We start from the raw sequence: 14,532 nt of genomic DNA, 5'->3' as shown, positions 1-14,532 counted from the left end.
ACATGTCTGAACAATTTTTTGAAAAAAAATTAGCAGTTCGTAAGATTGAAGCCATTCCTGGCATGCTGGAATTTGATATTCCAGTTCATGGGGACAATCGTGGCTGGTTCAAGGAAAACTTTCAAAAAGAAAAAATGGTACCCCTTGGTTTTCCAGAAAGCTTTTTTGCTGAAGGTAAGCTTCAAAACAATGTCAGCTTTTCCCGCAAAAATGTGCTCCGTGGTCTTCATGCAGAACCTTGGGATAAGTACATTTCTGTCGCAGATGGCGGAAAAGTTCTCGGTTCTTGGGTTGATTTGCGTGAAGGGGAAACATTCGGAAATACCTACCAAACGGTCATTGATGCCAGCAAAGGGATTTTCGTTCCTCGCGGTGTAGCAAATGGCTTTCAAGTATTGTCAGATACAGTTTCTTATAGCTATTTGGTCAATGATTACTGGGCATTAGAATTGAAACCTAAGTATGCCTTTGTCAACTATGCTGACCCCGCTCTTGAGATTGAATGGGAAAATCTTGACCAAGCAGAAGTATCTGAAGCAGATAAGAATCATCCAATGCTTAAGGATGTTAAACCTTTGACCAAAGATATGTTATAATACCCTTAGAAAATAGGAGAGAATCTTTTCATGACTGAATATAAAAATATTGTGGTGACAGGTGGTGCTGGCTTTATCGGTTCTAACTTTGTTCACTATGTGTACAATAACTTTCCAGATGTGCATATTACTGTTCTGGATAAACTGACTTATGCTGGTAACCGTGCCAACATTGAAGAAATTCTAGGCGACCGCGTGGAGTTGGTTGTTGGAGATATTGCAGATGCAGCAATTGTTGATCAAGTAGCTAAGAATGCGGATGCAATTGTTCACTATGCGGCAGAAAGCCATAATGACAATTCGCTAAATAATCCTCGTCCATTTATCGATACGAACTTTGTTGGAACTTATACGCTTCTTGAAGCAGCTCGTAAATACGACATTCGTTTCCACCATGTGTCGACTGACGAAGTTTACGGAGACCTTCCTCTTCGTGAAGATCTTCCGGGGCATGGTGAAGGACCAGGCGAAAAATTCACCCCAGAAACCAAATACAATCCAAGTTCACCTTATTCGTCAACCAAGGCAGCTTCTGACTTGATTGTCAAAGCTTGGGTACGCTCTTTCGGTGTCAAGGCAACTATTTCTAATTGTTCAAATAACTATGGACCATATCAACACATCGAAAAATTTATTCCGCGCCAAATTACCAATATCCTTTCAGGCATTCGTCCAAAACTTTATGGTGAAGGAAAGAATGTTCGTGACTGGATTCATACCAATGACCATTCATCAGGGGTTTGGACCATTCTCACAAAAGGGAAAATCGGTGAAACCTACCTAATTGGTGCAGATGGTGAGAAGAATAACAAAGAAGTGCTAGAGCTCATTCTCAAAGAAATGGGACAACCAGCTGACGCTTACGACCATGTAACAGACCGTGCGGGTCACGACCTGCGCTATGCTATTGACGCTAGCAAGTTGCGTAATGAACTAGGCTGGAAACCAGAATTTACCAACTTTGAGGCTGGATTGAAAGAAACAATCAAGTGGTACACGGATCACCAAGATTGGTGGAAAGCTGAAAAGGAAGCTGTCGAAGCCAACTATGCCAAGACTCAAAAAGTATTAAAATAAAAAGTAACTATTGAAGTTTTGTCTTAAAAGGAGAATCATGAAACATAAAATTTTAGTAACAGGTGGAGCCGGATTTATCGGAACGCATACCGTTATTGAGTTAGTCAATGCTGGACACGAAGTTGTTATTGTTGATAATTTAGTGAACAGCAGCAAAAAAAGTGTAGAAGTTGTAGAACGAATTGTTGGTCAGAAAGTTCCATTTTATCAAGTGGACATTCGTGATAAGAAAGCCTTGTTGGAAATTTTTAAAGACGAACAACCGACAGGCGTTATTCATTTTGCAGCCTTGAAAGCAGTTGGTGAATCTACACAAATTCCACTGACTTATTACGAAAACAACATTACAGGAACCTTGACATTGCTACGTGTTATGGAAGAAGTCAATTGCAAAAATATCATTTTCAGCTCTTCTGCAACTGTCTATGGAGACCCTCATACCGTTCCGATTTTAGAAGACTTCCCTCTGTCAGTCACCAATCCTTACGGACGTACAAAACTAATGATTGAAGAAATGCTGACGGATATTTACAAAGCTGATTCAAGCTGGAATGTTGTCTTGCTTCGGTATTTTAATCCAATTGGTGCTCATGAAAGTGGTGATTTGGGTGAAAATCCAAATGGTATTCCAAATAATCTCTTGCCATATGTGACACAAGTTGCAGTTGGAAAATTAAAAGAAGTGCAAGTATTTGGCAATGACTATCCTACAGTTGACGGTACTGGTGTTCGTGACTATATTCACGTGGTAGATTTGGCAAAAGGACATGTGGCTGCTCTGCAAAAAATTGAAGGAACTGCTGGTCTAAATATCTATAACCTTGGTACCGGTAAAGGATACTCTGTTTTAGAAATTATCCAAAATATGGAAAAAGCAGTCGGCAAACCAATTCCTTACAAGATTGTTGACCGCCGCCCTGGTGATATTGCCACTTGTTATGCTGACTCTACAAAAGCAAAAGAAGAGCTTAGTTGGGAAGCACAATTTGATATTACGCGTATGTGCCAAGATGCTTGGCATTGGCAAAGCAAACATCCAAATGGATTTGATGACTAAATAAAAAATATGTCAAATAGTAGACGAGGCTGGGATGGTAGTTTCTTAGCCTCGCTTTTTAAATAGAAATAAGTCTGACGATTAGTAGTTGATTGTTCAAAACATTGCGTTGAAGTTGCGAATAATGCTTGCGAGGTAAGGTTAATTTTGTTTCCTAGTCACACTCGTAAGAAGTACCTAATCAACCTTATGGAAGTTGACTGAAATTCGCTGTTCTGATGTTTTTGCGTGATGTAGGATTTGGAAGTAAGTTTACTAAAAAAATAGAAAACCAGTTAAGCATTTTTCTGGTGGAATAATGTTCTTTGTGTTAAACTAAAAATATGGAACATCATTTTAATCATAAGGCAGAATCATTCGATTCTCCCCAAAATAGATTTATTGCCGATCTCATTCGTCAAGAGTTGGAAAAGCAAGTTGTAGATTTTTCTGACAAGCATATTTTAGATTTTGGCGGTGGTACCGGATTGGTGAGCCTGCCATTGGCAACTCAATCCAAGTCAGTCATGCTTGTTGATATTTCTGACAAAATGCTTGAGCAGGCTCATCTAAAAGTAAAGAAGCAAGCCATTAATAACGTTCATTTATTGCAGCAGGATTTACTGTCAACTCCATTAAATCAATTGTTTGACATCATTTTAGTCAGTCGTGTTCTTCATCATATGTCAAATATTGAAGAAACTTTGAATGTGTTTAGAAATCATCTTGCTGATGACGGACAACTTTTTATTGCTGATTTTGTCAAAACAGATACAAATCATCATGGTTTTCATCTTGCTGATTTGGAAGGAAAACTGTCTCAAAGCGGTTTCTCATCAGTCCAATCTCAGATTATTTATAGTGCAGATAAACTTTTTTTAGGAAATTATGCGGAGCTTTTCTTGACACTAGCACAAAATCACTCGTTTGCATGATGAGTGATTTTAGTTTGTCTTTATAGTAAATTTCTTGATTCTTTTATGGAAATAGTAGAAAATGCCGCGTGGATATAGTATAATGGGGTTATATAATTTTTAAGGAGAATGAGATTAAGTGAAATCTTCGGATTTATTGATTATTATACCTGCCTACAATGAAGAAGGCTCTATTGAGAATGTTGTCAACAATATCATCAGGAATTATTCACAATATGATTATGTGATTATCAATGACGGTTCAAAAGATAGAACATCAGCCATTTGCCATGCAAACAGTTATAATATTGTGGATTTGCCGGTCAATTTAGGATTGGCAGGCGCATTTCAAACAGGACTTAGATATGCTTATGAGCAAGGCTATAAAAAGGCAGTGCAGTTTGACGCAGATGGTCAACATTTGCCTGAGTATATCTCAGTTTTAGAAGCAAAAATGAACGAAGGCTATGAAATGGTTATCGGATCTCGTTTTGTGACAGAAAAGCGCGAAACGTCTTTGCGGATGATGGGGAATATTCTCATTAGTGCAGCCATTAAATTAACCACAGGAAAGACAATCAACGATCCAACCTCTGGTATGCGGATGTTTTCTGAAGGACTTATCAAAGAATTTGCTCTCAATATCAATTATGGACCTGAGCCAGATACCGTCTCATATTTAATTCGTCATGGTGTGAAAGTAGCAGAAGCCCAAGTGCGAATGGAAGAGAGACAAGCTGGTGAGAGTTATCTGACACTTTCTCGCTCTATTCAATATATGACGCACATGTTTGTATCTATCTTGATTATTCAGAATTTCAGAAAGAGAGGGTAGACATTAAATGACTATTTGGTTTCAAATTGTATTGATTTTTGTCTCTATTATGACTTGTGCCTTTATTTTACGTAGCATTCGAAAATCACAAGTTCAAATCAACGATGCTATATTTTGGGTATTTTTCTCTTTAATTTTATTAGTATTTAGCATTTTCCCAGGTCTAGCAGAAACTATTGCAAGTGCATTAGGAATTGTATCAGCAGTCAATTTTATCTTTTTATTTGTCATTTTCTTATTGCTCATCAATCAATTCCAACTCACTCTTAGATTATCTAAATTAGATACGAAATTTAAAAATTTAGTTCAAACAATCGCACTGAGGGAGAAAGATGAAAATAAAAACTAATCCTTCTGCTAAAGAGATTTATTTTTGGAATTTACTGGGGAATTTAGCGGCAGCGGCAGTATCAGTTATTTACCTTTTAATCGTAACTAGATTGCAATCAGCAAAAATTGCTGATCAGTATAGTTTAGCAATGTCAATTGGTAATTTATGGGTTATTATTGGACTATTTCAAGTTAGAAATTATCAAGGAACGGATGTGAAAAAACATCATTCTTTTGATAGTTATTTCTTAACGCGTATGTTGACAATACTTATAATGATTTTGACAATTATTCCGTATTTGCGTTTAGTTCATTATGATATGTCTTGTCCCTCTTTGTTAATTATGCTATTACTACTTTTATATAGAATCAGTGATGCATTCTCAGATTTATTTCAAGGGCTTTTTCAGCAAGAGGAAAGACTAGATATTGCTGGGAAATCAATGGTTTATAGATACAGTTTAAGTATTATTATCTTGTTTGTTGGTCTTTTATTTTCTAAGTCATTGATTTTTTCATTATTAATATTGGGGTTATTCAATATTTTCTTTATTATAATATATGACTATCAATTTTCAAAAAATTTTGTAAAAATAAACCTTAGTTCATTATTTGTATTAGATAATTTAAAAAATTGTTTTCAAATAATAAAAATATGTTTTCCTTTGTTTTTTTATGGATTTGTATTGAATCAAATCTTTAACGAACCACGTTTGGTCATTGCATTAGAACTTCAAAAAGGTCTTTTAAAAAGTGGCCTTCAAAGAGATTACAATATTTTATTTATGCCCGTTTTTTTTATGAGTTTGTGTGTATTGGTGATACGTCCTCTTATTACCGAATTATCGAAATGTTGGTATGAAAAGAATTTACAAAAATTTGATAGTATAGTGAAGAAACTGTTAATTATGTTATTAGGACTTGGAATAATTGTGACAACTGCAGCTTTTTTCATTGGTGTGCCCATTTTAAGTTTAATATTTGGTATTAATTTGTCTGATAATACTTTAGCATTAACTATTCTTGTTTTCTCTGGTATACTCTATTCTGTTGCTTTAGTGTTTGAAAATATTTTAACAATATTTAGAAAACATTCTTATTTAATAGTTGTATATATTTTGATGTTCATTGTTTCTAAATGTATTACAAAATTTCAAGTTGAAACGAATGGAATATTAGGAGCAGCGATAAGTTTTATGATAGTCATGTTTATTTATATGTTAGGTAGTTTTGGAATATTTATTTGGATAAGAAAAAGGAAAATATAATGACAAATAGCTATGATAACCATACATTTGTAATATGTGCTTATGGAGAAAGTTCTTATTTAGAAGACTGTATTCAGTCGTTACTAAATCAGTCACTTCGTACAAAGGTGATTTTGTATACATCTACACCAAATCAGACTATTCAAAATCTTTGTCAAAAGTATAACCTCCCTTATTATCATAAACAAGGCGGTTCAATTGGTAAAGATTGGAATAATGCTCTGTCATTTGTTGATACAAAATATGCAACTATTGCTCATCAAGATGATTATTATAATCCAGAATATATAAAGTTAGTTTTGGAAAAAGCTCTAAAAAAAGAAGATACACTAATTATTTATTCTGATTATTTTGAAGAGAAGGATAGGCAGAAGGTTGCAACAACAACTAATTTAAAAATTAAAACTGCTATGCTGACTATAATGAATTTGTTTCCTAAATCTGTATTTTGGAGAAGAAGAGTTCTTTCATTTGGAAATGCTATTTGTTGTCCGGCTGTCACTTATAATTTAGATAGATTAACTGATTTTCGTTTTGATGAGACTTTAAGAGGAAATCTCGATTGGATTGCTTGGTATCAAATCGCTCAAATGAAAGGACATTTCATCTTTGTAAATGAAAAACTGATGTGTCATCGTATTCACAGTGAATCAGAAACTTCAAAAACAATTGCAGATAACACTCGAACTAACGAAGATTTAGAGACATTAAAATTATTTTGGCCTAATTGGATTGCTAAGTTGATTATGAGATTTTATGTTAAAAGTCAAAATACTAATGTTTCTTAGAAAAGCACAATTATGATTATGTTAGTAAGAATATAGGAGAGAAAGTTGATGAAAAGAATAAAAAGATTTTTAAATATATCTAGCAATAAGTATGCTGTAGCAGTTGTTGTTTTATTGTCAGCTTCATTTATTATAGGCTTGTCATCGGTTTTTTTCCGTTATCCAATGTCGTGGTTTGACGAACAAGTGCATTATGCTAGGGTAATGACTTATGCAGACAATCCTTTGTCTATTACTAGAGGAAAAGTTACAAAGGATGAACAAACTTTTATCCAAAAGCCAATGAAAAAAATTGCTCAATCATTAGGACAACCTACGACTGAAATTATTAGCTCTGATTGGCAAAAGGAATTTGATGGATTAGGTAAACATCAAGAAAGAATTTCTACCAAAGATGCAACAGCAGCTGCTATTTATACTCCGTTTGTGTATACTCCTTACATTGTTGCAGCATGGATTGGAAAAACCCTACATTTAAATGTGGTAACAACATTTCTTTTAATGAGATTATCAGGTTTTTTGCTGGTATTTACAATGTTTATATTAGCGATTAAGAAGATACCTTTTGGAAAACTAACTTTAGCAATTATAGGAAGCTTACCACCAGTTGTTATTTCTTTTGCTGCTATTTCGGCAGATGAATTAAGTTATGGATTTAGTTTTTTGTTTATATCTTATGCTCTTTCTCTTTATTTAGATATAATTAAAAATAAAAAATTGAGTGTTAAAGATATTTGTTTATTTATTATACTTTCGTTTTGTGTTGTTCTGACTAAAATACCAGCGTTTTTAATTTTAGGATTATATTTACCAATTTTATATGCAGGATTTAAAACGAAAGCGATTAATAAAAAAGGCCTAATTACCTTGTCTGTAGTCTTATGCATTTGCGCTATCATCACTATAGGTTGGTATATGATTGTAAGAAATATGAATGGAAATGTAGAATACTATGGCCGTGAAAATGTTGACCAAGTAAGACAAATTAAATTTATGCTTTCACATCCTTTGAGAACACTGAGAATTTTTGCTGATAATATTTTGAGCTACCCATATAATAGTATGCAATTAGGGTATTCAGATTATACAAAAACAATGTCTGTTCCAGCAGGTTTGACGTTACTTCCTTTTGCTGGTTTGGTTCTTAGTATTTTTATAAAGGATAAGGATGATGAACTTAACTTTACTGACAATCAGCTAGCAATGCTTTACAATTATGTTTCTAGATTATTGTTTGTGGGGGCTATTTTATTAATATTTATCATTTTTTATCTGCAGAACTCAGAAGTAGGTTCAGATACGGTAGTAGGGCTGCAGCCAAGATACTTTTTACCGTTCTTACTGTTATTACTTCCGTTTACAAACAGAACTTTGGAATATAATGCACGATTTATGACTGGTTTAGTGATTATTTCAGCCTCTCCCTTAATTTATTATAGTGCAATTTTTATCTTTCAATTATTGAATTAATAAGACAACTATTTTTTAATTACCATTATATGAATTCTTATTTTGGATTTTCTTTAGCTTTGATTATTAAAATGTACAAAACTATTTAAAGTTAGGCTTTATTCCTAACTTTTTATTTTTATGTTAGAATATATTTAACGACATAAGGAGGCTAAAATGACAATTTCAATCATCGTTCCTTGTTTTAACGAGGAAGAGTCGCTTCCGTTGTTTTATGCGGAAATGGAAAAAATTAAATTTCAGCTAAATGATCATTTTGAATACATCTTTGTCAATGACGGCTCAAAAGATAGAACCTTAGCTATTTTACGAGAACTCAATCAGAAAAATAATAGTGTTCGTTATCTTTCTTTTTCGAGAAATTTTGGAAAAGAAGCAGCTCTGTATGCGGGTCTCAAACATGCAACTGGTGATTTAGTGACTGTCATGGATGCGGATTTGCAAGATCCTCCGGAACTTTTACTTACAATGAAATCCATGCTGGAGAAGAATCCAGATTTGGATTGTGTGGGGACACGACGGACAACGCGTGATGGAGAACCTCCAATTCGTAGCTTTTTTGCTAAGATGTTTTATAAATTGATCAATAAAATTAGTCAAGTTGAAATGGTGAACGGTGCGCGGGATTTCCGTCTCATGCGCCGACAAATGGTAGATGCCATTTTAGAAGTTTCTGAGTACAATCGTTTTTCCAAGGGAATATTTGCATGGGTTGGATTTAGAACGGAATATTTGGAATATAAGAATGTAGAACGAGTTGCAGGAAAAACCAGTTGGAGTTTCTGGCAATTATTGAATTATTCTTTAGAAGGGATTATCAACTTTTCAGATGCCCCTTTGACAATAGCTTTTTTGGGAGGTGTTGCTGCCTGTTTATTGGCATTCTTCCTTATCATGATTGTCATTGTTCGTACGTTGATTTTTGGCGATCCAACATCTGGCTGGCCTTCTATGGTGTCGATTATTCTTTTTCTAGGTGGTTTTCAGTTGTTGACAATTGGCATTCTTGGTAAATACATTGGGAAAATTTTCATGGAAACCAAAAAAAGACCAATTTACGTGATTAAAGAGAAGAGCGAGTAGAAAGCAGATTTTTTCTGCTTTTTTTGATATAATGAATTTATTGAATGTTTATTATTCAGAAAGGAATTTCAAATGATTTTAATTACAGGAGCTAACGGACAGCTTGGGACAGAACTTCGTTATCTTTTAGATGAACGCAACGAAGAGTATGTGGCAGTTGACGTGGCAGAAATGGATATTACCAATGCCGAAATGGTTGAGAAGGTCTTTTCCGAAGTGAAGCCAAGTCTAGTCTATCACTGTGCTGCCTATACAGCAGTTGATGCGGCGGAAGATGAAGGAAAAGAATTGGACTATGCAATCAATGTTACAGGAACTGAGAATGTTGCTAAAGCAGCAGAAAAGCATGGTGCAACACTTGTTTATATATCTACTGACTATGTTTTTGCTGGAGATAAGCCAGTTGGTCAGGAGTGGGAGGTAGATGATCAACCAAACCCTCAGACAGAATATGGTCGTACGAAGCGTATGGGAGAAGAACTTGTTGAGAAATATTCTAGTCGTTTCTATATTATTCGCACCGCTTGGGTCTTTGGAAATTATGGAAAGAACTTCGTTTTTACCATGCAGAATTTAGCCAAAACACATAAAACCCTAACAGTTGTTAATGATCAGCATGGTCGTCCAACTTGGACGCGTACGTTGGCTGAATTTATGACGTACTTAGCAGAAAATCAAAAGGAATTTGGCTATTATCATTTGTCAAATGATGCTACAGAAGATACGACTTGGTATGATTTTGCAGTGGAAATCTTAAAAGATACAGATGTCGAAGTTTTGCCAGTAGACTCTAGTAAGTTTCCAGCGAAAGCGAAGCGACCACTCAATTCTACCATGAGCCTAGCTAAAGCTAAGGAAACCGGCTTTGTCATTCCAACTTGGCAAGATGCCCTCAAGGAATTTTATAAACAAGGAAAGAAATAAGGTAGAAGCAGCCGAAAGGTTGCTTTTCTATTTTATGTTACACAAACGATTTATAAAGTGATATAATAGATTAGATTGCAAAATCTTGAATTGAGGGAAATCATGAAACATGTATTCATCATCGGAAGTCGTGGCCTTCCTGCTAAATATGGTGGGTTTGAAACCTTTGTTGAGAAATTAGTGGAGAACCGTATATCTCCTCAAATCCAATACCATGTAGCTTGTTTATCAGATGATGAAGCCTATCATCATTTTGATTACAAAGGCGTAGATTGTTTTACGATTAAAGCACCAAAACTTGGTCCAGCTCGTGTTATTGCTTATGATATGATGGCAATTAACTATTCTTTGAAGTTAGTGAACAATCACAAAATTGCTCAACCGATTTTCTATATTCTAGGAAATACAATCGGCGCTTTTATCGCACCTTTTGCTCGAAAAATTCACCATGCTGGTGGTATCTTTTATATCAATCCTGATGGACTTGAGTGGAAACGTGCTAAGTGGTCTAAGCCCGTTCAAAAGTACCTCAAATATTCTGAGAAAGTGATGGCTAAGCATGCAGATTTGGTGATTTCGGACAATCAAGGAATTGAAAGCTATATCCAGAAAGCTTATCCGTGGGCTAAAACCACCTTTATTGCCTATGGGACCGATTTGCGCTTGTCATCTTTAACTGCTCAGGATGAAAAAGTTCGACACTTTTTTGACACGTGGGCAAGTAAGGAAAAAGATTATTATTTGATTGTTGGGCGTTTTGTTCCAGAAAATAACTATGAAATCATCATTCACGAGTTTATGAAGTCACAGACGCAGCGAGACTTGCTGATTGTCTGCAATCATCAAGGTAATGCTTATTTTGAAGAACTACGACAAAAAACAAATTTTGACCAAGATGAGCGGATTAAGTTTGTCGGTACTGTTTATGATCAAGATTTATTGAAGTATATTCGCAATCAAGCGTTTGCTTATATCCATGGTCATGAGGTCGGCGGCACCAATCCTGGACTGCTAGAGGCACTAGCTCAGACAGATTTGAATTTGGTCTTGGGTGTTGACTTCAACAAACAGGTGGCGAGAGAGACAGCCCTCTATTGGGATAAGAAAGAAGGCAGCCTAGTTGATCTCCTTCATCAGGTAGATAAACAGTCCGACTTTTCAGACCTAGGTCAAGCTGCGAAAGAAAACATGAAAGAACACTACACTTGGGAAAAAATTGTGGGTGAATACGAGGGATTATTTTTATCATGAAAGTGACTATTCTCATGTCCACCTACAATGGTGAACGGTTTTTAGCAGAACAAATTGAAAGTATTCGGCAGCAGACCCATACAGACTGGCAGCTGTTAATCCGAGATGATGGTTCTAAAGACAGGACGCGTGAGATTATTCAAGATTTTTGTCAAAAAGATAATCGCATTCATTTTGTGAATCCTGATAGCGTTGAAAATCTTGGTGTTATCAAAAGTTTCTTTTATCTTTTGAAATATCAAGAGTCAGATATTTACTTTTTTAGCGATCAAGATGATGTCTGGCTACCTGAGAAAGTAGAAATGCAGCTAAAAGAAGCGATTAAGCATGATGACAGTCAGCCTTTACTGGTGTATACGGATTTAAAAGTTGTAGATCAAGAGTTAAATGTCGTACATGAAAGTATGATTCGTACACAGTCTGACCATGCAAACACGGAACTGCTCCAAGAATTAACAGAAAATACTGTTACAGGCGGCGTTTCGATGATTAACCAAGCTCTGGCTGACTTATGGACAGGCCAAGAAGCTCATGATCTTCTCATGCATGACTGGTATTTGGCTTTGTTGGCAGCAGCTTTTGGTCATTTAGTCTATATAGACCAACCAAGTGAATTATATCGGCAACATTCCAATAATGTTTTAGGTGCAAGAACCCTCAGAAAAAGAATGCAGAATTGGATTCGCCCGCATATTCTCTTCGCAAAATATTGGAAATTGATTCAAGATAGCCAAGAACAAGCAAGGAATTTATTAGCTTTGCCTTTGGCTACTCAAAATAAAGAACTGATTGAAAATTTTGTGACAATCATGGAAGTCCCGTTTATGGAACGCTTGCGTCGTCTTCAAAAATATGGTTATCGAAAGAATCGTGCCTTCCACACTTTTGTCTTTACAACACTCATTCTTACAAAATTTGCTTATAAGGAGTAATGATGGACTTATTTAGTCGAAAAAATATGATTCTCTTACGCGAGATGATTAAAACAGATTTTAAATTACGGTATCAAGGGAGCTTGATTGGCTATCTTTGGTCAATTTTAAAGCCCCTTCTAATGTTTACAATTATGTATTTTGTTTTTATTAGATTTCTTCGTTTAGGTGGGAATGTACCTCATTTTGCAGTAGCTCTTCTTTTAGCTAATGTTATCTGGTCTTTTTTTTCAGAAGCGACTTCAATGGGCATGGTTTCAATTGTTACCCGTGGAGATTTACTTCGTAAGCTGAACTTTTCTAAACATATTGTTGTCATTTCAGCAGTAGCAGGGGCAGCCATCAATTTTTCAATTAACCTTATAGTTGTTTTGATTTTTGCGCTTGCTAACGGGGTTCGCTTTACCATTTCTGCTTTATGGCTTCTTCCGTTATTTGTAGAATTATTTCTCATTGCAAGTGGTTTAGCCTTTATCTTAGCGACTCTTTTTGTTCGTTTTCGTGATTTATCTCAAATTTGGGAAGTCATGTTACAAGCTGGATTATATGCAACCCCCATTATTTATCCAATTAGTTTTATTGCAGATAAAAATCCTACGGCTGCAAAGCTTGTCATGATGAATCCATTAGCTCAAATTATTCAGGATATGCGCTATTTTCTGATTGATAAGGCAAATACTCCTATTTGGCAAATGATAAATAATAAGTTTATTGTAGCTATTCCATATTTATTGCCATTTCTTATCTTTATAGTTGGCTTTTTGATATTTAATAAAAATGCTAAAAAATTTGCGGAGATTTTATAATGTCAGATAAAAAAATTGCAGTAAAAGTTGATCATGTTAGCAAATATTTTAAACTACCTACAGAAGCAACCAATAGTCTTCGTACAACCTTAGTGAATCGCTTCAGGGGCATTAAGGGGTATAAAGAGCAGCATGTTTTAAAAGATATCAACTTTGAAGTTGAAGAAGGTGACTTCTTTGGGATTGTTGGTCGTAACGGTTCTGGGAAATCAACACTTTTGAAAATTATTTCTCAGATTTATGTTCCTGAAAAGGGCAAAGTCACGGTAAACGGGAAAATGGTTTCCTTTATTGAACTTGGTGTCGGCTTTAACCCAGAATTAACTGGACGTGAAAATGTTTATATGAATGGTGCACTTCTTGGTTTTAGTACTAATGAAATTGATAATATGTATGACGGTATTGTTGAATTTGCAGAACTCGAAGAATTCATGAACCAAAAATTAAAAAACTACTCCAGCGGTATGCAGGTCCGCTTAGCTTTTTCTGTTGCTATCAAGGCACAAGGTGATGTCCTGATTTTGGATGAGGTATTGGCAGTAGGTGATGAAGCTTTCCAACGCAAGTGTAATGATTACTTCATGGAACGTAAAAAATCAGGCAAGACGACCATTCTGGTCACTCATGATATGGGTGCAGTTAAGAAGTATTGTAACCGTGCGGTGCTTATTGAAGACGGTTTAGTTAAAGCCTACGGGGAACCCTTTAATGTTGCCAATCAATACAGTTACGACAATACTGAACAAGTCATTGAAGACTCTGAAACTGATGATAAGATGGAAGAAAAGGCGGTTCAAGTTGAAAATGTTAATGTTGAGCTTCACTCTCCAACTCGTATGACACCAAAAGAGAAAGTATCTTTCACCGTTTCTTATGATGTTCTTGAAGACGTTCAAACCTACATTGCTCTGTCTTTAACTGACATTGACCGCAATATTTGGATTTATAATGATAATTCAATGAATTTTCCAACATCTGGAGCAGGGCACAAGCAGGTAACTTATGAGTGTTTGTTGCCAAATGTTAACGATTTGAAAATGAAATTAGAGGTTACTGTGCGTGATAAAGCAGGACAAATGCTTGGTTTTGCTGATAGTATACAGACACCGATTATTTGGATTAACCGTGATGATATTGCGCCAGATGACAAATCTGCCTTGGATTCTGCTAGTGGTTTAATTCAGCGAAATGGAAATTGGATCTTTAATGATTAAAAGTTGAG

The 14,532-nt window shown here is 35.3% G+C and carries 15 protein-coding genes; all 15 read left to right on the top strand.

Features of this window, described 5'->3' with window-relative positions; genetic code table 11:
- The first annotated feature begins 2 nt into the window (after nucleotides 1-2).
- The 15 genes from EL079_RS04250 (at nucleotide 3) to EL079_RS04180 (ending at nucleotide 14,524) form a co-directional block, all read left to right on the top strand.
- Nucleotides 3-596 (top strand): dTDP-4-dehydrorhamnose 3,5-epimerase family protein, encoded by a 594-nt coding sequence (locus tag EL079_RS04250; protein WP_018543449.1) that lies wholly within the window; start codon nucleotides 3-5, stop codon nucleotides 594-596.
- 30 nt (nucleotides 597-626) lie between these two features.
- Nucleotides 627-1,673: a dTDP-glucose 4,6-dehydratase gene (rfbB, locus tag EL079_RS04245; RefSeq protein WP_003030502.1), complete on the top strand. Its 1,047-nt coding sequence runs from the start codon at nucleotides 627-629 to the stop codon at nucleotides 1,671-1,673.
- A 37-nt stretch (nucleotides 1,674-1,710) separates the two neighbouring features.
- A complete protein-coding gene (gene galE / locus EL079_RS04240) occupies nucleotides 1,711-2,730 on the top strand; it encodes a UDP-glucose 4-epimerase GalE (protein WP_003030453.1) in 1,020 nt (339 codons plus the stop codon).
- 323 nt (nucleotides 2,731-3,053) lie between these two features.
- Complete coding sequence (locus tag EL079_RS04235) at nucleotides 3,054-3,644, top strand: class I SAM-dependent methyltransferase (RefSeq protein ID WP_003030481.1); 591 nt, start codon at nucleotides 3,054-3,056, stop codon at nucleotides 3,642-3,644.
- Nucleotides 3,645-3,762: 118 nt separating this feature from the next.
- Nucleotides 3,763-4,458: a glycosyltransferase family 2 protein gene (locus EL079_RS04230; RefSeq protein WP_003030449.1), complete on the top strand. Its 696-nt coding sequence runs from the start codon at nucleotides 3,763-3,765 to the stop codon at nucleotides 4,456-4,458.
- Nucleotides 4,459-4,465: 7 nt separating this feature from the next.
- Nucleotides 4,466-4,807, top strand: a complete 342-nt coding sequence (locus EL079_RS04225) for a DUF2304 domain-containing protein (protein WP_003030468.1) — start codon at nucleotides 4,466-4,468, stop codon at nucleotides 4,805-4,807.
- Nucleotides 4,791-6,056, top strand: a complete 1,266-nt coding sequence (locus tag EL079_RS04220) for a lipopolysaccharide biosynthesis protein (RefSeq protein ID WP_018543450.1) — start codon at nucleotides 4,791-4,793, stop codon at nucleotides 6,054-6,056. Before EL079_RS04225 ends, EL079_RS04220 begins: the two co-directional genes overlap by 17 nt.
- Nucleotides 6,056-6,844 (top strand): glycosyltransferase family 2 protein, encoded by a 789-nt coding sequence (locus tag EL079_RS04215; protein WP_003032768.1) that lies wholly within the window; start codon nucleotides 6,056-6,058, stop codon nucleotides 6,842-6,844. The genes EL079_RS04220 and EL079_RS04215 overlap by 1 nt, the downstream gene beginning before the upstream one ends.
- A 48-nt stretch (nucleotides 6,845-6,892) precedes the next feature.
- Nucleotides 6,893-8,314, top strand: coding sequence for a DUF2142 domain-containing protein (locus EL079_RS04210; RefSeq protein ID WP_003032691.1), 1,422 nt, complete (start codon nucleotides 6,893-6,895; stop codon nucleotides 8,312-8,314).
- A gap of 156 nt (nucleotides 8,315-8,470) precedes the next feature.
- Nucleotides 8,471-9,397, top strand: coding sequence for a glycosyltransferase family 2 protein (locus tag EL079_RS04205; protein WP_003032753.1), 927 nt, complete (start codon nucleotides 8,471-8,473; stop codon nucleotides 9,395-9,397).
- A gap of 72 nt (nucleotides 9,398-9,469) precedes the next feature.
- Nucleotides 9,470-10,321, top strand: a complete 852-nt coding sequence (gene rfbD, locus EL079_RS04200) for a dTDP-4-dehydrorhamnose reductase (protein WP_003032745.1) — start codon at nucleotides 9,470-9,472, stop codon at nucleotides 10,319-10,321.
- Nucleotides 10,322-10,423: 102 nt separating this feature from the next.
- Nucleotides 10,424-11,572 carry a beta 1-4 rhamnosyltransferase Cps2T gene (gene cps2T, locus EL079_RS04195; RefSeq protein WP_018543451.1) on the top strand — a complete coding sequence of 383 codons (1,149 nt, stop codon included), beginning with the start codon at nucleotides 10,424-10,426 and terminating at the stop codon, nucleotides 11,570-11,572.
- Complete coding sequence (locus tag EL079_RS04190) at nucleotides 11,569-12,504, top strand: glycosyltransferase family 2 protein (protein ID WP_003032717.1); 936 nt, start codon at nucleotides 11,569-11,571, stop codon at nucleotides 12,502-12,504. Before cps2T ends, EL079_RS04190 begins: the two co-directional genes overlap by 4 nt.
- Nucleotides 12,505-12,506: 2 nt before the next feature.
- A complete protein-coding gene (locus tag EL079_RS04185; RefSeq protein WP_003032679.1) occupies nucleotides 12,507-13,310 on the top strand; it encodes an ABC transporter permease in 804 nt (267 codons plus the stop codon).
- Complete coding sequence (locus EL079_RS04180) at nucleotides 13,310-14,524, top strand: ABC transporter ATP-binding protein (RefSeq protein WP_018543452.1); 1,215 nt, start codon at nucleotides 13,310-13,312, stop codon at nucleotides 14,522-14,524. Before EL079_RS04185 ends, EL079_RS04180 begins: the two co-directional genes overlap by 1 nt.
- The last annotated feature ends 8 nt before the right edge of the window (nucleotides 14,525-14,532 follow it).

It is taken from the genome of Streptococcus anginosus (genome assembly GCF_900636475.1).
GTDB classification, from domain to species: domain Bacteria; phylum Bacillota; class Bacilli; order Lactobacillales; family Streptococcaceae; genus Streptococcus; species Streptococcus anginosus.
Note: the sequence above shows the minus strand (reverse complement) of the source record. Positions and strands in the feature narration are given on the sequence as shown.